The organism is Streptomyces sp. NPDC017225, assembly GCF_044331465.1.
Classification (GTDB): domain Bacteria; phylum Actinomycetota; class Actinomycetes; order Streptomycetales; family Streptomycetaceae; genus Streptomyces.
Window position 1 is genome coordinate 564807 of the sequence record NZ_JBIRNE010000002.1, and the last position, 18188, is coordinate 582994.

14 protein-coding genes are annotated in these 18188 nt (G+C 70.8%); 5 read left to right on the top strand and 9 right to left on the bottom strand.

Going from position 1 to position 18188, the window contains the following annotated elements; all coding sequences use genetic code 11:
- Positions 1–23 precede the first annotated feature (23 nt).
- The gene (locus ACH4NX_RS06290) at positions 24–1517 is read left to right on the top strand and encodes a carboxylesterase/lipase family protein (RefSeq protein ID WP_398126858.1); all 1494 of its coding nucleotides are present in this window, start codon (positions 24–26) and stop codon (positions 1515–1517) included.
- 205 nt (positions 1518–1722) lie between these two features.
- Here the strand turns inward: ACH4NX_RS06290 and ACH4NX_RS06295 are convergent, their stop codons facing one another.
- Positions 1723–2754 carry a LacI family DNA-binding transcriptional regulator gene (locus ACH4NX_RS06295; protein WP_351390903.1) on the bottom strand — a complete coding sequence of 344 codons (1032 nt, stop codon included), beginning with the start codon at positions 2752–2754 and terminating at the stop codon, positions 1723–1725.
- Positions 2755–2876: 122 nt separating this feature from the next.
- On the opposite strand from ACH4NX_RS06295, the gene ACH4NX_RS06300 reads away from it, so the two are divergent.
- Both ACH4NX_RS06300 and ACH4NX_RS06305 read left to right on the top strand, forming a co-directional pair.
- Positions 2877–3728 (top strand): phytanoyl-CoA dioxygenase family protein, encoded by an 852-nt coding sequence (locus ACH4NX_RS06300; RefSeq protein ID WP_398126857.1) that lies wholly within the window; start codon positions 2877–2879, stop codon positions 3726–3728.
- A complete protein-coding gene (locus ACH4NX_RS06305; RefSeq protein WP_398126856.1) occupies positions 3721–5142 on the top strand; it encodes a sugar porter family MFS transporter in 1422 nt (473 codons plus the stop codon). The genes ACH4NX_RS06300 and ACH4NX_RS06305 overlap by 8 nt, the downstream gene beginning before the upstream one ends.
- Positions 5143–5670: 528 nt before the next feature.
- Here ACH4NX_RS06305 and ACH4NX_RS06310 read toward each other — a convergent pair.
- Entirely contained in the window at positions 5671–7179 is a 1509-nt protein-coding gene (locus ACH4NX_RS06310) for an MFS transporter (protein ID WP_398126855.1), read from the bottom strand.
- Between the two features lie 102 nt (positions 7180–7281).
- On the opposite strand from ACH4NX_RS06310, the gene ACH4NX_RS06315 reads away from it, so the two are divergent.
- On the top strand, positions 7282–8148 hold the full coding sequence (locus tag ACH4NX_RS06315; RefSeq protein ID WP_351390893.1) for a helix-turn-helix transcriptional regulator: 867 nt from the start codon (positions 7282–7284) through the stop codon (positions 8146–8148).
- 79 nt (positions 8149–8227) lie between these two features.
- On the opposite strand, the gene ACH4NX_RS06320 is transcribed toward ACH4NX_RS06315, so the two are convergent.
- The 4 genes from ACH4NX_RS06320 to ACH4NX_RS06335 all read right to left on the bottom strand — a co-directional run bounded on the left by ACH4NX_RS06320 (position 8228) and on the right by ACH4NX_RS06335 (position 13307).
- On the bottom strand, positions 8228–8932 hold the full coding sequence (locus ACH4NX_RS06320) for a VOC family protein (protein ID WP_398126854.1): 705 nt from the start codon (positions 8930–8932) through the stop codon (positions 8228–8230).
- A 288-nt stretch (positions 8933–9220) separates the two neighbouring features.
- Positions 9221–10015 carry an SDR family oxidoreductase gene (locus ACH4NX_RS06325; protein WP_351390887.1) on the bottom strand — a complete coding sequence of 265 codons (795 nt, stop codon included), beginning with the start codon at positions 10013–10015 and terminating at the stop codon, positions 9221–9223.
- Between the two features lie 322 nt (positions 10016–10337).
- Positions 10338–12650: an FdhF/YdeP family oxidoreductase gene (locus ACH4NX_RS06330; protein ID WP_398126853.1), complete on the bottom strand. Its 2313-nt coding sequence runs from the start codon at positions 12648–12650 to the stop codon at positions 10338–10340.
- Between the two features lie 36 nt (positions 12651–12686).
- The gene (locus ACH4NX_RS06335; RefSeq protein ID WP_398126852.1) at positions 12687–13307 is read right to left on the bottom strand and encodes an SRPBCC family protein; all 621 of its coding nucleotides are present in this window, start codon (positions 13305–13307) and stop codon (positions 12687–12689) included.
- Positions 13308–13791: 484 nt separating this feature from the next.
- Here ACH4NX_RS06335 and ACH4NX_RS06340 point away from each other — a divergent pair, with 484 nt between their 5' ends.
- A complete protein-coding gene (locus ACH4NX_RS06340) occupies positions 13792–14811 on the top strand; it encodes a LacI family DNA-binding transcriptional regulator (protein ID WP_351390879.1) in 1020 nt (339 codons plus the stop codon).
- Positions 14812–14908: 97 nt separating this feature from the next.
- Here the strand turns inward: ACH4NX_RS06340 and ACH4NX_RS06345 are convergent, their stop codons facing one another.
- Genes ACH4NX_RS06345 through ACH4NX_RS06355 form a run of 3 tightly spaced genes read right to left on the bottom strand, consistent with a single transcriptional unit; the run spans position 14909 to position 18180 of the window.
- The gene (locus tag ACH4NX_RS06345) at positions 14909–16264 is read right to left on the bottom strand and encodes a GH1 family beta-glucosidase (RefSeq protein ID WP_398126851.1); all 1356 of its coding nucleotides are present in this window, start codon (positions 16262–16264) and stop codon (positions 14909–14911) included.
- A gap of 52 nt (positions 16265–16316) precedes the next feature.
- Complete coding sequence (locus ACH4NX_RS06350) at positions 16317–17156, bottom strand: carbohydrate ABC transporter permease (protein ID WP_351391330.1); 840 nt, start codon at positions 17154–17156, stop codon at positions 16317–16319.
- A 28-nt stretch (positions 17157–17184) separates the two neighbouring features.
- A complete protein-coding gene (locus ACH4NX_RS06355) occupies positions 17185–18180 on the bottom strand; it encodes a carbohydrate ABC transporter permease (RefSeq protein ID WP_398126850.1) in 996 nt (331 codons plus the stop codon).
- Positions 18181–18188: the final 8 nt, after the last annotated feature.

Sequence of the window (18188 nt, forward strand, 5' to 3'; positions counted from 1 at the left end):
GTCAGGCGGAAAGACAGCGAGACATGAGCCACCACCATCCCGAGCCCGTCGTGACCACGGCGCAGGGAGCCGTCCGCGGCCTGCGTCAGGGCGACACGTCCGTTTTCCTCAACATTCCCTACGCCGCCCCGCCCCGTGGCGCCGGCCGATTCGCACCGCCCCAGCCGCACGAGCCGTGGGACGGCGTACGGGACGCCACCGTGCCGGGTCCCAACGCGCCGCAGTCCGAGCGGAAGCTCGGCAGCGTCGACATGTCCCCCTACTTCGGCGCCGGCTGGAGCCGTGGCGAGGACTACCTCACCACCAACGTCTGGCAACCCGCCACCGCGGACGGCGGCCTGCCCGTCATGGTCTTCGTGCACGGCGGTGGATTCGTCGCCGGATCGACGCGGTCCGCGCTGTACGACGGCTCCGCCTTCGCCCGCGACGGCGTCGTCCTCGTCACCGTCAACTACCGGCTCGGTATCGCCGGGTTCCTCGACCTTCCCGGCGCACCCGCCAACCGCGGGCTGCTCGACGTCGTCGCCGCGCTGCGCTGGGTGCGGCAGAACATCGCCGCGTTCGGCGGGGACCCGCACAACGTCACCCTCTTCGGTCAGTCGGCCGGGGCGACCATCGTCGGCGGCGTCCTCGCGGCCCCGGAAGCCGCCGGCCTCTTTCGCCGGGCGATCGTCCAGAGCGGCAGCGGACTGGGAGCGTTCACCACCGAGCAGGCGGCCCGCGTCACCAGGGCGGCGGCCGAAGCCCTGGGCGTCGAACCCGAGGCCGGTGCCTTCGCGGACATCTCCGACGACCGTCTGGTCGAGGCCGCTTCCCGGCTCGCGGGCATCGACCTGCGGACCGAGACGCACCACGACCCGCTGATCGGACTCAGCCCCTTCAGCCTGGTCCTCGACACCCAGCCCGCCGAATCCGTCGCCGCGGGCCTGAGCAGCGACATCCCTCTGCTCGTCGGGACCAACACAGAAGAGGGCAACCTCTATCTCGTCCCGGTGAGCAAGTACGCCACCTCGACCGCCGGGGACGTCGACGACGTGGCGGAGCGCTCGCACCCGACGCCGGCGCGACTCGTCGAGACGTACCGGAAGGCGCGCCCCGAGGCGTCCTTCGGCGAACTGCGCTCCGCCATCATGGGCGACGCCCTGTTCGGCGCGGGTACCTGGGCCCTGGCCGACGCACACGCCGCCCGCTCCGGGTCCGGCACCTACGCCTACGAGTTCGCCTGGCGCTCCCACGCCCTGGACGATGCGCTCGGCGCCACCCACGCCGTCGAGCTGCCCTTCGTCTTCGACGCCGTCCACCTGCCGCGGCTGCACGGATCCGCCGCTCTGCTCGGCCCGGACAAGCCCCCCGCGGATCTCGCCGCCCGTATGCACGGGGCATGGGTCCGGTTCGCCAGGACCGGCGACCCCGGCTGGGACCCGTACGACGACGAGCGTCGGGCCACGATGCGCGTCGACGCCGAGTGGACACAGGCCGACGATCCCCGCGGACAGGAACGACAGGCCTGGCGCTGACTCTCCGGCCGCCCTTCCTCCTTCGTTCTCGTTGAAGAGCGTGCCGTCGAGAACGACGCGGATGGTCCGCCCGGCCCGGTTCGGGGCCGGGCGGCGAAGGCCGGTCAGGCGAACGCGGCCGCACGGGGACCTCCTCGGCGGCGCGGGGACGGTTCTGGTCGCGGCGGGATGGGGCGGGACGGGATCCCGTACGACGTGAGGCGGATCAGCGCGCCTGGGCCCCTGGGCCGCTGCTGCCCCGTACGACCAACCGGTGCGGGATGGTCAGGTCCAAGGCGGACACCTCGTTCTCCGGGCTGTAGATGCGGTCGGCCAGGCACTGCAGGGCACGTTCGGCGATCTGCCGCTTGTCGGGGGAGACGGTGGTCAGCGTCGGATGGCTGAAGCGGCCGTCCTCGATGTCGTCGAAGCCGACGATCGCGAGGTCGTCGGGCATGCGCAGCCCACGCGCGTGCGCCATGTGCATGACGCCCAGCGCCAGTTCGTCCGTGAAGGCGAACACGGCGTCCGGCAAGTCGCCGTCGGCGCCGTCGAGGAGTTCGGCCATGGCCCGGGCGCCGTCCTGCCGGTGCAGTGAGTCGACCGAGCGTTCCCAGTGCGGCCTCGGCGTGACGCCCGCGCGGCGCAGTGCTCTGCGGTAGCCCTCGGCGCGCTGCTCGGCGGTGCCGTTGTGCAGGTGCGGTTGCAGCCCGACAGCGGCGACGCGGCGGCGCCCGAGCGCCAGCAGATGGGTGGTCGCCTCGTCCGCGGCGGCCACGTTGTCCACGGCCACCCGGTCCGCCAGACCTTGCGGGCTGCGCTCGCCGAGCAGTACCACGGGCAGGGGGCGCGCGGTGGTCGCCACCTCCTGCGCCTCCAGTGCCCACGGGCTGATGATGAGGCCGTCCATGGCCCGGCCGCCGTCGCCGGTCAGCAGCCGTCGTTCCGCCTCCGGGTCACCGTGCGTCTGGTCGATGATCACCGTCCACGAGCGGCGCCGGGCCTCGTCGACCAGGAGGCCGGCGAGTTCGCCGAAGTAGGGCGAGTGCAGTTCCGGGATGGCGAGACCGATGACACCGGTGCGGCCCGCCCGGAGGTTGCGGGCGGCGAGATTGGGGCGGTACCCCAGCTCGTCGATCGCCTCCTGGACCCGCTGCCGGGTGTGTTCGGAGACCCGGGCGGAACCGTTGACCACGTTCGACACGGTGCGCGCCGAGACCCCGGCGCGGGCGGCTACGTCTTTCAGGCTGCTGCTCACCCGCACATCGTGGCATGCCCCAGGTGACGCTGACCAAGATCCCCTCCGAAGGGTATTGCCACGTTGAATTCAACGATGCAACATGTCTCGGGCAGTACTACCGCACGTGCAAGGAGGCACCCATGAGTCCGCACGCCCACCCCGGCGTCTGTCCGGCCGACCTCGATCCGGACGTGACCGCCGACGTCGAGGCCCTGTACTCGGACGGCATCACCGCCCGCAAGGGTGCCTTCGCCTCCGACTGGGCCGACCGGCTCCGCGAGGACATCGACGTGGCCTTCCAGGAGGCGATGGCACGGCCCGGCGGCGCCGTCGGACGCGGACCGCACCGCTACTACGTGGAGATCCATCCCGAGCAGCTGCGCGGCTTCGTCGACCTCGTCGACCACCCCTGGGTGCGGTCCGTGTGCGCCGCCGTGCTCGGCCCGGACTACCGCATCGTCGAGCTCGGCTTCGACGTGCCGCTCGAGGGTGCCGTCAACCAGCCCTGGCACCGGGACTTCCCCATGCCGGAGGAGACGCGCGCCGAACGGCGGCTGACCTCGCTGGCCTTCAACGTGACCGCCGTCGACACCGAGGAGGACATGGGCCCCTTCGAGATCGCGCCGGGCACCCAGTGGGACGACAGCCCGGAGTTCGGCCACGGCATGTTCCCGCCCCGTCCGCACTACCCGCGCTACGAGGAGCGTGCCGTGCGCAAGTACCCGCGGCGGGGCGACATCTCCGCGCGCACCGCACTGGCCATCCACCGCGGCACCAAGAACAACTCCGCGAAGTCCCGGCCCGTGCTGGTCCTGGGAGTCGACGGCCCCGAGGCCACCAACGGCGACCGGCACGACACGGCCGTCACCCGTACCTACTGGGAGTCCCTGCCCGAGCGGGTGCGGCGCCACCTGGACTGCCCGATCGTCGACGAGCTGGAGCCGATCACGCAGAAGCACACCATCGAGGGTCTGGTCATGGGCGATGCCTGAGCTGGCCACGGAGCGGGCGAACGCCGAGACGGCCGCCGGGGACCAGCGGAAGGCACCGGCCATGGTGTACGCGGTCGCGGGCGTGTCCGCCCTGGGCGGCCTGCTCTTCGGCTATGACACCGGCATCATCTCCGGTGCTCTGCTGCATCTGCGCGAGGACCTGGACCTGTCCTCCCGGGAACAGGAGATCGTCGTCAGCGTGATCCTGCTCGGCGCGATGGCCGGAGCACTGCTCGCGGGACGTCTGGCCGTACGGCACGGACGCCGCAAGGTCGTCATCGCGGTCGCGGTCGTCTTCGCCCTCGGGGCCGCGGCGGCCGCCGCGGCCCCCGGGGTGGGCAGCCTCGTCGCCGCGCGCTTCGTACTCGGACTGGCCGTCGGAGGCGCCTCCAACATGGTGCCGGTCTACATCGCCGAGGCGGCTCCCGCCGGCATCCGCGGCCGGCTCATGGTCCTGTTCCAGCTGATGGTCGCCTGCGGACAGCTCATCGCCTATCTCTGCGGGTGGGCACTGTCGGGCAGCGGCGGCTGGCGCACGATGTTCGCCCTGGCGGTCCTTCCCGCCGTGGCTCTGGGCGTCGGCATGCTGTTCCTGCCCGAAAGTCCACGCTGGCTGGTCGAGCGCGGCCGCCGGGAGGAGGCCGTCACGGTACTGGCCCGGCTCAGGCCGGCCGGTACGGACGCCCGCCGGGAGATCGACGAGATCACCGAGGTCGCCGCCGCCACTCCCGCGGGCGGCTGGCGCGACCTGCGACAGCGCTGGATGCGCCCCGCTCTGCTGATCGCCGTCGGCATCGCGGCCTTCTCCCAGCTCACGGGTATCAATGCCGTCGTCTACTACGCGCCGACGATCCTCGTCGACGCGGGATTCGGTGACTCGGCCGCCCTGCTCACCGGCGTCGGTATCGGCGTGATGCTGGTGATCGCCGGTGTGGTCGGTGCCATCGCCGTGGACCGGGTGGGCCGACGCCGGACGATGCTGTGGTTCCTGCCGGGCTCCGGGCTCGCCATGGCGGTCATGGCCCTGGCCTTCCTCGGTCCCGAGGGTTCGGCGATGCAACGCTGGACGGTGATCGTCGCGCTGTTCGCGTACATCCTGTTCAACGGGATCGGGATTCAGGCGGTGGTCTGGCTCATCGGGCCGGAGATCGTGCCGCTGAGCGTGCGAGGCCCGGCGACCAGTCTGGCCACCGTCACGCTGTGGGGTGTCGACCTGCTCATCGCGGTGACCGCCCTGACCGCCATCCAGGCCATCGGCCGCTCCGGCACGTTCTTCGTCTACGCGCTGATGAACGTCGCGTGCATCGCCTTCGTGGCGGCGAAGGTACCGGAAACCAGGGGGAAGTCCCTGGAGAGCATCGAGCGCGCGTTGCGACGCGGCGGCTCCTTCCGCAAGACGCTCCAGAACTCCTGACCGGAACGGACGAAGGGGGTCGGTCCCGAGCCTGCCGCCGTGCTGTCAGGGGGAGGAGCAGTGGCCGGGGCGGGCTCGGGATACGTCGTGAGGGGGACGGTTCAGAGGACTGCGGAGTGGCCCGGTGTCCGCGTGCCGGTGGCCGGCTCTTGGGCGGTCCGGAGCCGGCGGCGGCGCGGGCAGGGGGTCCTCGCGGTGGCCTGACGGACCGCCCCGGCCGTTCACCGGGCCGAGGCCGTCACCCTCGCCCACGAGGCCGGACTGGACTCTCCCGGCGAGTCCGCTGTACCGCCAACCCCTGCCGGCAGCCGGCATTCTGGAGATCGGGTGCGAGTCGGCCAGCTGGGTGTGCGGTCCGATGTCACACGAGGACCGCGCCAGCCGCTCGAAGCACGGAACCTCAGGACCGGCCGACGTCCAGGTGCGCCACTCGCGGGGGGTGTCCGGGCGGGTCGTCGACCGGCGCGGGGTGAACGGCGCGGACAGCGCCGTGTCGGCGTACAGGATCTCCCGGGCAGCCCGGCTCCGTCAGCGGCGGGGCAGGGCGAGCGCGCACAGGGCGAACATGATGGCGAATGCCGCCTGGACGAGCATGCAGATCGCCAGCGCGCTCGTGTAGGCCTGACCTGTCGGGGCTGTGGTTCCGGTCAGGGCCGCACCGAGTAGACCTCCGGCAACGGCGACGCCGAGGCCCATCGCGGCTTGCTGTGTGGTCTGAAGGACACCGGATGCCGCCCCCGCAGACGCCGGAGGGACCTCGGCGATCATCGCTCCGACGAGCGGCCCGAACATGAAGGCCTGACCGACACCGACTCCGACGAGGAGGGCGGCGAACGTCCACGAGTTCAGGCCGGCACCCTGGAGGAACACGGAGACGGCCGTGATGCCCAGAAGCACGGCTTGGATGAGTCCACCGATGGTGAGGAGCCTTCGGAACCCGAAACGGGACGCGAGCTTCCCCGACCAGATCGACACGGTGAGGAAGCACAGGGAGAACGGCAACAGCACGAGGGCCGCGTGCATGGGAGACCATCCGAGCCCCGTCTGCGTGGAGATCGCGTAGAGGAACGTGAAGGCACCGAACGCGGACTGGAGCATCAACGCCATCGCCAGCCCGACCCGGTAGGAGCGGAGTCGAAACAGGGGCGGCGGAACGAGCGGAACGCGGTCACCACGGTGCAGCCGCACCTGCCACCGCCAGAACGCTGCGAAGAGTACCGGCGTTGCCCCCAGCAGCACCCAGCACCAGACCGGCCAGCCCAGTGCGCCGCCCAGGGAGATCGGGATCATGAGTGCCAGCAGGGCGAGCCCGAGCAGCGTCGTCCCGATCAGGTCGAGCGACCGGTGGCCGGGCGCACTGGTGTCGGGCAGCCAGCGCAGCGCGGCACCAAACGCGATCGCGCCCATGAGCACGCTCATCGCGAAGATCATGCGCCACGGAGCACCGAGCAGGGGGACGGACAGCAAGACGCCGCCCAGGACCTGGCCGATCGCCGTGGCCCCGCCCGCGGTCGCACCGAACAGCGCGACAGCACGGGCACGTTCGGTTCCCCGGGTGGACGCCGTGATCGTCGCCAGCACCTGGGGGACCATGGCCGCGGCAGAGATTCCGGTCAGGGCCCGCGCGACGATCAACACGGTGATGCTCGGGGCCAGGGTCGCGGCCAGGGAGAACAGGGTGAACCCGGCCATGCCGAGCAGGAAGAGCCGGCGTCGCCCGTACAGATCCCCGAGCCTGCCCCCGAGGACCATCGGAATGGCGAACCCCAACGCGTACACCGACACCACCAACGACTGCTCGGCAGCCGTGGCCCCCAGAGAAGCACCGATGTCGGGCACGGCGATACCCGCCGCGGCGAAGCTGACCACCGACAGCAGCAACGCCGACAGTGTCGTCAGGAGCCGGCCCGTCCCCAGCCCCGGAGCCGACGGCTCGGACAGATCCCGTGCGGGCGGCGGCGCGGCGCGGTCGTCCCTCCTGCCGAGTTCGTCCGTACGGGAGGAAGGACTGTCATGCGGTGCGGAAGACGTGGTCATGCCGTCGATCATCAAGCGCCGCTCGTCCTGCGACCAGGAGTCCGTTTATGGGGGTACTGCCACCACCTGGATACCGGGTTCTCCGTACGACAGGATGGAGACATGACGCAGACCAGGCCCGCCGCGGTCCGGCGCGAGGTCGGTGACTTCCTCCGCAGCCGGCGCGAACGGGTGACCCCGCAGCAGGTAGGTCTCCCGTCCACGGGGCGACGGCGGACACCCGGACTACGGCGCGAAGAGGTCGCCGTCCTCGCCGGGGTCGGTGTCACCTGGTACACCTGGCTCGAACAAGGCCGGCCCATCAACGTCAGCGCTCATGTCCTCCAGGCGGTCGCCCGAGCCCTGCGACTGGATGACACCGAGAGGCGGCACCTGCACCAGCTCGCCGGATCGAGTACGCCGAAAACCGGACCCCCTGAAGGTGACCCGCGGCTCACCGCGACGTTCCAGCCTGTCCTGGACAAACTCGACCCGTTCCCCGCGTGTCTGCAGACCCCGCTGTTCGACGTGGTGGCGTACAACCGGGCCTACCGGTTCCTGTTCACCGACATGGACCTCATACCACCTGGTGAACGCAATTGCGCGGTGCAGTTCTTCACCGACCCCGACTGGCGCGGCCGCTACGTCGACGGTGACCTGGTCGCCGACCGGATGGTCGCGAGACTGCGCGCCGAGGTCGGCGCCGACATCGGCACCCCTGCCGCTGCCGGAATCGTTGACGACCTCCTGGAACGATCGAAGGAGTTCGCCCGTCTGTGGGCTCGTCACGACGTACTGCCCCAGCAGTACGAGACAAAACGCCTCGACAGCCCTCTTGTCGGGCAGCTCCAGCTCAACTTCGTCTCCACCGGCGTTACGGAGACGGGACACCGGATGACCGTGATGACGCCGGCCGATGAGTCCACCTCCCTACGGCTGACCCAGATGGCAGGCCTCACTGTCGCGACCACCCGGCCTCCTCATGTGTGAGCCGGTCTTCGCGCCCTACCGACCCGCCCCGGCGTCTCGGCCGCACCAGCCTCGCGCCGGGCGAGAGGTTCCACGCGGTTCACGGGGCGGCAGCCCGGATACGGAACGTCAGACCGTCCGGGCTGGTCAGACGCTGCTCGCCGACGCGATCGGGCCCGTCCGGCATCACGTGTCCCAGACCGCGTGCGCGGGCGGCCACAGCGTCCGGAGCGTCGACGGAGACGACGAGCTCCCAGCAGGGTGCGGGCTCCTCGGGGCCGTGCACCGGTACGAAGTCCGCGCAGCTGGGGACTGTGCCGAGCACGTCCTGGTAGAAGCGGCGGGCCTGCTCGGGGTGGGGACAGGAAAGGACCATGCGCTGTGGTGCGCGTGCCGACGGGGACCATCGGTTGGAAGGGTGTGTCTGCCACAGGGAGAACGCGGCGCCCACGGGATCGATCAGGGTGGCGATGCGGCCCTGGTCCCCGGCGTCGAAAGGCGCGAGCACGAGTTGGGCACCCGCCGTGGTGGCGGCTTCGGTGCGGGCCTCGATGTCGTCGACGGCGAGGTAGTAGGCGATGTGGGCAGGAGTGCCCGGAGGGTAGAGCGGAGAGCTGAGATCGCTCACGCCGCCGATCCGACGACCGTCGGCGAAGATCTTCGTCGCGCGGCGCCAGTCGCTTTCGTCCACGGCGAACCGCCAGCCCAGCACAGCGGAGAAGAAGGCTGTCGTGCCGGGAACGTCGTGCGTCTTGACATCCATCCAGCAGAACTCGTTCAGCGCACCGAGATGGGCTGTCTGCAACTGCCTGCCTCCTTGTCGTGTCGACCGACTGCCGTGATAGCCGACCCGCTGTCGCCTCAGCAACCCGTTTCGGGCCGGTAGCCGTGGAGGAGCTGGACCGGTCGCGGGCGGTGATCGACTCCTTGCGGCGTTCGCGCGCACCCGCTACATGTCAGCGCGGGCTGACGACGTATGGGTGATGGCGCCGTGCGCCGGGGAAACGGCCTGTGGCCGGGGCCTCCTCGGCGCAGACGAAGGACGCCCCGGCCACAGGCGGGAGTCGGAAGCCCCCGGCGGTCGTCGGGCTGATCAGGGCAGGATCGAGTCGACGTAGCCGCCGTCGACGCGCAGGGCGCCGCCGGTGGTCGCGGACGCGTGGGGCGAGGCGAGATAGACGACCATGTGGGCGATCTCCTCGGGCTCGATGAGGCGCTGGATCAGGGACTGCGGGCGGTGCTTGATCATGAACTCGCGCTGGGCCTCGTCCCAGGGCGGCTCGTCGCCGACCAGCTCACGGACGAAGTCCTCGACGCCGCCGGTGTGCGTCGGGCCGGCGATGACGGAGTTGACGGTCACGCCCGTGCCGGCCGCCTCCTTGGCGAAGCCGCGGCTGACGGCGAGCAGCGAGGTCTTGGTCATGCCGTAGTGGATCATCTCGGCGGGGATGACCACGGCCGAGTCGCTGGCGAGGTTGAGGACGCGGCCCCAGCCCCTTTCCGCCATGCCGGGCAGGTAGGCGCGGATGAGCCGGATGGCGGAGAGGACGTTCACCTCGAAGTAGCGGCGCCACTCGGCGTCGTCGATCTCCAGCGGGGCGGCGGAGCCGAAGATGCCCAGGTTGTTGACCAGGACGTCGACCGTCGGGACGGCCTCCAGTACGGACGCGGCGCCCTCCTCGGTCGCCAGGTCGCCCACGGCGGCGATGACGTCGTCGCTGTGGGAGTCGGCACGCACCCGGTCCATCGCGTCCGTGACGCGCTCCGCGCTCCGGCCGTTGACGGCGACCCGGGCACCGGCGCGGGCGAGGCCGACGGCGATGGCGTGTCCGATGCCCTGGGTGGAGCCGGTGACCAGGGCGGTGCGGCCGGAAAGGTCGATCTGCACGATGCTTCCTCCTCGTCGAGGGTGTGCGGCTGTACGTGCACCGATACCGACGCAGGCCGATGTCGCGATGCACGCGTCGATGCCGGTGTACGGCAGTCGCCCGAGTACCCGTTCCCGTGACACGAGGGACGGGGCAGACGCTCGGGGCGTTCGTGGCGGTGCCGTGCTCGGCGCGGAAGGCGCGCGGCTCGTCCCGCTGGAGCGCGGGTGCGGGTCGACGCCTCCCTGGACAAGCTCGGCCTCGACCACGTCGACCTCTGCCTGGTCCGCGATCCGTACCGTACGTGGAGACACACAAGGTGCTGGAGGCAAGTCCGCCGGGTCAGGCGGGGGTGGGCCGCGTCCGGTCGAGGAGGGGTTCGAGGCGGACGACGAGGCCCTTCGAGGTGGGCTGGTTGCTGATGTCGGCGACACTGTCCAGCGGCACCAGGACGTTCGTCTCGGGGTAGTAGGCGGCGGCCGAGCCCTTGGCGACCGGATAGGGAACGACCCCGAAGTTCTCGGCCCGGCGCTCGGAGCCGTCCGCCCACACGCTCACCAGGTCGACGCGATCTCCCTGGGCGAGGCCGAGTTCGCTCAGATCGGCCGGGTTGACGAGCACGACGTGGCGACTGCCGTGGATGCCGCGGTAGCGGTCGTCGTTGGTGTAGGGGACGGTGTTCCACTGGTCGTGCGAGCGCAGCGTCTGCAGCAGCAGATGGCCTTCGGGCGATCTGGGCACCACGCCCTCGTTGCGAGTGAACAGGGCTTTGCCGACCGCGTTGTTGAAGACGCCCTCGTTGACCGGGTTGGGGAGTTGGAAGCCTCCGGGCCGGGTCACCCGTGCGTTGAAGTCGTGGAAGCCCGGCACGACGCGGGAGATGCGGTCGCGGATGGTGCCGTAGTCGCCCTCGAAGGTGTCCCAGGGGATGTCCACCCTGCCGTCCAGGGTGAGCCGGGCGAGCCGGCACAGGATCGCGATCTCGCTCAGCAGCGTGCAGGAGGCCGGTTCCAGGCGGCCCTGGGAGGTGTGCACCTCGCTCATGGAGTTCTCGACAGTGACGAACTGCTCGCCGTCGGCCTGGACGTCACGCTCGGTGCGCCCCAGAGTCGGCAGGATCAGCGCGGTGTCTCCGCAGACGGTGTGCGAGCGGTTGAGCTTGGTGGAGATGTGCGCGGTCAGCCGGCACGAGCGCATCGCCTCCTCGGTGACCTCGCTGTCGGGAGCGGCGCGCACGAAGTTGCCGGCCAGGGCGAGGAACACCTTGACGCGCCCCTCGCGCATCGCCCTGATCGAGTTCACCGAGTCCAAGCCGTGCGGACGCGGCGGGTCGAAGCCGAACTCCTTCCGCAGGGCGTCGAGGAAGGTGTCCGGCATCTGCTCCCAGATCCCCATGGTGCGGTCGCCCTGGACGTTGCTGTGGCCGCGCACCGGGCAGGCGCCCGTGCCGGCGCGCCCCAGGTTGCCGCGCAGCATCAGGAAGTTGACGATCTCCCGGATGGTGGGCACGCCGTGCTTGTGCTGGGTGATGCCCATCGCCCAGCAGACGACGACGCGTTCGCTCCTGAGGACCTCGTCGCGGACCTTCTCGATCTCCTCGCGGGTCAGTCCCGTCGCCGCCCGCACGTCGTCCCAGTCCACCGTGCGGGCGTGCCGGGCGAACTCCTCGAAACCGGTGGTGTGGGCCTTGATGAAGTCGTGGTCCAGGACGGTGCCGGGCCGGGCGTCCTCGGCCTCCAGCAGCAGACGGTTGAGTGCCTGGAACAGGGCGAGGTCGCCGCCGGGCTTGATGTGCAGGAAGCGGTCGGCGAGCTGAGTGCCGCGTCCGACGACTCCGCGCGGCTTCTGCGGGTTCTTGAAGCGCCGCAGCCCGGCCTCCGGCAGCGGGTTGACCGCCACGATCCGGCCGCCGCCCCGCTTGGCCTTCTCCAGGGCGGACAGCTGCCGCGGGTGGTTGCTGCCCGGGTTCTGCCCGACCAGGAAGATCAGATCGGCGTGGTGGAGGTCGTCGAGACTGACGGTGCCCTTGCCGGTTCCCAGGGTCTCGCTCAGGGCGAAGCCGCTGGACTCGTGGCACATGTTGCTGCAGTCGGGCAGGTTGTTGGTGCCGAAGGCGCGGGCGAACAGCTGCAGGACGAAGGCGGCCTCGTTGCTGGCGCGGCCCGAGGTGTAGAAGACGGCCTCGTCGGGGGTGGCCAGCGTCTTCAGTTCCTGCGCGAGGACGCCCAGGGCGTCGTTCCAGCTGAGGGGCTCGTAGTGCGCGGAGCCGGGCCGTTTGACCATCGGCTCCGTGAGCCGGCCCTGCTGGTTGAGCCACATGTCGGAGCGGCCGGCGAGGTCGGCGACGCTGTGCTCACGGAAGAAGTCGGCGGTGACCCGGCGCGTGGTGGCCTCGTCGTTGATGTGCTTGGCGCCGTTCTCGCAGTACTCGTTGCGATGGCGCCGGCCCGGGGCCGGGTCCGCCCACGCACAGCCGGGGCAGTCGATCCCGCCCACCTGGTTCATGGTCAGCAGGTCCACCCCGGTCTTGCGCGGGGACGTCTGCTCCAGGGAGTACTCCAGCGCGTGCACGACCGCGGGTACTCCCGCGGCCCACTTCTTCGGCGGTGTCACGGAGAGTCTGGTCTCCGACTCCTCGCCGGCCGGGTTCTGCATGGGTTCGCCTTTCTCTCGCCGTGTCCGGCACACCGGTCAGCCGACGGGCCACTGGGCCACGCGGCTCCTGGGCGGCTCCGGTCGATCGTGTTGCACGCGGCCGTTGCGGATCGTGCCGCGCCAGGCGCCGCCCTCCTGGCCCAGCCCCTCGATGAACCGCTTGAACCTCGTGAGCTCGCCGCGCACCGGCCGGGCGGTGAGCCGGGCGGCCCTGGACGAACGGGTGAGGATCCTCGCGGCTCCCCGCGGTTCCAGGAACATCCGGACAGTGATCGCGGTGCCGCCGGATTCCGTCGGCCGGAACTCGACCTCGCCCTGGTGGCGAGGGCTCTGTTCCAGACCGCGCCAGGCCAGGTAGGCGTCGGGATCCTGCTCCACGGTCTCGACCGCGAAGCGGTGGCGCAGGGGACCGTAGCCGATGGTCCAGACGGTCACGGTGGGCCTGACCTGCTCGACGCCACGCACCACGGCCGAGAACCGCGGGAAGGCCTTGAACTGCGTCCACTGGTTGTACGCCGTCCGCACCGGCACCGCGACCTCGACCGTCTCCTCGACGTGCCGCTCGCGCAGCGGGCGACGGCGCGTGACCCCGTCACCGTCGGTGCGCGTCCCCGGCGTGTGCGGCACGGCCCGCTGGGCGTCGTCTTCGTGCGCCATCGTGGTCTCTTTTCCGGTGAGGGATCCGGGCGTCCAGGCACCCGGACTCCCCTCGTGCGTCAGGGCTCCCCTACCGGTTCCCACATCGAGCGCTTCGAGTCACCCCCGATGCGTCCGTGTCCCCGGGCGACTCGGCTCCCTGCGCTGCCGCCGCCCGCGATGCCCCGCCTGCCGCCTGTGAGGGGGACGCGGGTGGGTGTGTCCGTGCCCGGCACGGGTGCGGTGGTGGAGCCAGCGCTGGGTCGGTAGTGACTACGCTCCGTCGAACTCTGGCCTTTGGGGTCGATCGGCTCGGAGCCGTCGCGCGACGGGTCACGGGAGTGAGAGACCGCAACCGGCCCCGCCTCAGCCGCCGTGGGTCCGGGGCTCGGGCGACGCGTTCGCCCGGACGGACCGTTGCTCGGACGGGTCGCCGCCTCCGTACGCCGCAGGACGGGCTGCCGTCCCTGTGCCCGTGAGAGTGCCCGGCGGTTAGAGTTCCCCCATGAACAGGCAGGCCCCGACGCTGGAGGATGTCGCGCGGGAGGCGGGGGTCTCCCGCGCCACCGTGTCGCGGGTCGTGAACGGCGTACGCAACGTCGATCCGAGCATCCAGGACCTGGTCCGCAGCGCGATCGAGCGGACGGGCTACACGCCGAACCGGGCGGCGCGGGCGCTGGTCACCCGACGCACCGGAGCCGTCGCCCTCATCGTCTCCGGCGCGGGCGACGCCTTCGCCGGCCGCGTGTTCGCCGACCCGTTCTTCGGCCGTGTCGTCAACGGAGTCGTGGGGTACCTCCGGGCACACGCGACGCAGCCGGTTCTGCTGTTCGCCGAGTCCGAGGCGGCGCGGAAGCAGGTGGTCGACTACGTGGGGCAGGGCAGTACGGACGGCGCGCTGGTGGTCTCCGTGCAACCGGACGACCCTCTGCCGGACATGCTCCTCTCCGCCCGCGTCCCCACGGTGCTGTTCGCACGTCCCGCCCGGGCGACACCGGTCGGTTGCGTCGATCTGGACCACTGTGCGGGGGGACGCCTGGCCGGACAGCACCTGCTGGCTCGCGGCTGCCGCCGCATCGCGGTGATCGGCGCTCCGCCGGATCTCAGGGCCGGCCGGGAACGCCTCGCCGGATTCCGCGACGCCCTGGCCCGCGCGGGGCATGACAGCCCTCCCGTGGCCGAGGGCGTCTTCACACTGGACAGCGGGGCGGCGGCCATGGCCGCACTGCTGCACGACCACCCCGATGTCGACGGCGTGTTCGCGGCCAACGACCTGATGGCCCAGGGTGCCTGCCAGGTCCTGCGGGAACTGGGCAGGCGCATACCGGAGGACGTCGCCGTCGTCGGGTTCGACGATTCGAGCATCGCGGTGACATGCCGGCCGCCGCTGACCACCGTGCGCCAGCCGGTGGAGGACATGGCGGCGGCCATGGCCAGGATGCTCGGCGAGCAGGTGCAGGACACCCTTACCGAGCCGCGCACCCTCGTCTTCGAACCGGAACTGGTCGTACGCGAGTCCGCCTGATCCGGCGCGTCCCGCGCCGGCCGGACAGCACCGGGCGTGCCCCGCCGCCGGGCGTGCCTCGTGGCAGCCGGCGGCGGGGCGCCCGAAGCCGGCACGGTCAGGCGTGGGACTCCCGGTGGGCACGGATGATCTCCGCGTACCGCAGACCGCTCGTCTTGACGGTACGGGTCTGTGTCGCGTAGTCGACGTGGACGAGGCCGAAGCGCTTGTCGTAGCCGTAGGCCCATTCGAAGTTGTCGAGCAGGGACCAGGCGTAGTAGCCGGCCAGCGGCGCGCCCTTGCGGATGGCCCGGGCGCAGGCGTTCACGTGCTGTTCCAGGTAGCGTGCCCGGTCGGGATCGTGGACGGAGCCGTCGGGGGAGACGGTGTCCGGGAAGGCGGAGCCGTTCTCGGTGACGTACAGCTCGCGGACTTGGTAGTCGTCGGTCAGGCGCAGCAGCAGGGCCTCCAGGCCCCCGGCGTCCATCTGCCAGTCCATGCCGGTGCGCGGCACGTCGGGCAGCCGGACCTCACGGGCGTAGGGGACGGGGCCCCGGGGGTCGTCGGCGACGGTCGCCGGGAAGTAGTAGTTGAGGCCGTGCCAGTCGAGGTGCGAGGCGATCGTGTTCAGGTCGCCCGCGCGCTCCGGCAGGTCCACGCCGTACAGCTCGCGCATGTCGGCGGGGAAGCCGCGGCCGTAGACCGGGTCGAGCCACCAGCGGTTGGTGTGGCCGTCCATGCGGGTCGCCGCCGCGATGTCCTCCGGGCGGGTCGACGCGGCCTCGACGGGGGAGTGGTTGGTGACGAGGCCGACCCGCGCCCCCGGGACCGCCGCGCGGACCGCCCGGGTGGCGAGGCCGTGGGCGAGCAGCAGGTGGTACGAGGCGTGCACGGCGGCGGTCAGGTCGGTCAGGCCGGGTGCCATCCGGCCCTCCAGGTGGCCGATCCAGGCGGAGCAGAGGGGTTCGTTGAGAGTGGCCCACCGGGTGACGCGGTCGCCGAGCCGGGCGGCGACGACGGACGCGTAGTCGGCGAGGTGCTCTGCGGTGTCCCGTACGGTCCAGCCGCCACGGTCCTGGAGGGCTTGGGGGAGGTCCCAGTGGTAGAGGGTGATGTTGGGGGTGATGCCGGCGTCGAGGAGGGCGTCGACGAGGCGGTCGTAGAAGTCGAGGCCGGCCGCGTTGACCGGTCCGTCACCGGCGGGCATCACGCGGGGCCAGGCGATGGACATGCGGTAGGCGTCGGTGCCCATCCGCTTCATCAGGGCGATGTCCTCGGGCCACCGGTGGTAGTGGTCGCAGGCCACGTCGCCGTGGTCGTCGCCCGCGACCTTGCCCGGGGTGTGGGAGAAGGTGTCCCAGATCGACGGTGCCCGGCCGTCCTCCGTGGCGGCGCCCTCGATCTGGTAGGCGGAGGTGGCCGTGCCCCAGGTGAAGTCGGCGGGGAAGGCGGCGAGGTCGAGCGATTCGGACACAGAGAGCCTCTCTGGGGTGGGCGGGAAAGGGATGCCGGTGGTGAGCCGGCGGCTACTTGACGGCGCCGGCGGTGAGGCCGGTGACGAGGTAGCGCTGGAGGAGCAGGAAGCCGGCGACGACGGGCAGGCTGACGACGAGTGAGGCGGCCATGATCTGGTTCCAGTACACGTCGTTCTGGGTGGAGTAGCCCTGCAGGCCGACGGCGAGGGTGCGGGTGGTCTCGTTGGTCATGACGGAGGCGAAGAGCACCTCGCCCCAGGCGGTCATGAACGCGTAGACGGCGACGGCGACGATGCCGGGGATCGCGGCGGGCACGATGACCCGGAACAGGGCGCCGAGCGGCCCGCAGCCGTCCACCTTGGCGGCCTCGTCGAGGTCTCTGGGCACCGAGTCGAAGTATCCGATCAGCATCCAGATGGAGAAGGGCAGCGAGAAGGTGAGGTACGTGAGGATCAGGCCGAAGCGGGAGCCGAAGAGCGCGATGCCGGTGGCGTTGCCGATGTTGACGTAGATGAGGAACAGCGGCAGCAGGAACAGGATGCCGGGGAACATCTGGGTCGACAGCACCGTCACCGTGAAGAGGCGCTTGCCGCGGAAGGAGTAGCGGCTGACCGCGTAGGCCGCGAACACGGCGATGGTGACGGAGCAGACGGTCGCCGCACCGGCCACGATCAGCGAGTTCATGAAGTAGTCGGCCAGCGGGACCGTGTCCCAGATGTCGAAGTACGGGCGGACGGTGAGGCCCGAGGGGATCCACGCGAACTTCCCCGACACGTCCTCCAGCGGTTTGAGCGAGCTGGAGATCATCACGTACACCGGCAGCAGCACGAAGACGGTGAGGAGGGTCAGGAAGATCCGCCGGCTCCACAGGAAGGACCGCGGGGCGGCCATCGGGGAGCGGGGCCGGCGGAGGGCTGGGCTAGGCATCGGTGGCCTTCCTTCCTCGGGTGGTGAACCAGAGGTAGACGCCCGTCACCACGAGAAGGAACAGGAGCAGCAGCACCGACATCGCGGAGCCCGTCCCGAAGTTCCAGGTCTGGAACGAGGACTGGTAGATGTGGATCGAGATCAGGTCCGCGGCTTCCGGTGCCGCCTTGCCGAACAGGACGAACGGGGTGTTGAAGTCGTTGAAGGTCCACAGGAACAGCACCAGGACGAGGACCTGGTTGACGGGGCGCAGGGCCGGCAGGGTGATGCGGCGGACCTGCTGCCAGACGCCGGCGCCGTCGAGGGCGGCGGCCTCGTAGATGTCCTTCGGGATGTTCTGGAGCCCGGCCATGATGATGAGGAAGGCGAAGGGCCAGCCCTTCCACACCGAGACGACGAGCAGGGCGATGAAGCTGTTGTCGCCGATCAGCCAGAACGGGGGGCTGCCGGTGAGGCCCAGTTGGTCGTGCAGCACGTGGTTCACCAGGCCGTTGTCCCGCTGGAACATGAACGACCAGGTGATGACGGCGGCGTAGACGGGCAGTGCGTACGGGACGAGGAAGAGCGTGCGCAGGACGCCCCGGCCGCGGAAGGTCTCCTGCATGAAGATCGCCGCGGCCACGCCGAGCAGCCAGCACAGGCCGACCGAGAGCACGGTGAACAGGCAGGTGGTGAGGAACGAACTCAGCAGCGCCTCGCCCACGGGGGCGTCGAAGTCGACTGCCAGGGAGTAGTTGTCGAGGCCGGCCCAGGGGGCGGTGCCCCAGTCGCGGATGTAGAACTGGGTCAGCTCCTTGAAGCTGACGACGATGCCGATCACCATCGGCACGAGGTGGACCAGCAGTTCGAGCAGCAGTGCGGGGAGCAGCAGCAGGTACGGCAGCCCGACGCGGCGCAGCCGCCCGGGGCGGCGCCCGCGCGGTGTCGCCCCGGGGTCGTTCTTCCGTGCCGTCCGCTCGCCTGCCTTCAGGGCAGCGGTGGTGGTCATGGCGGTGT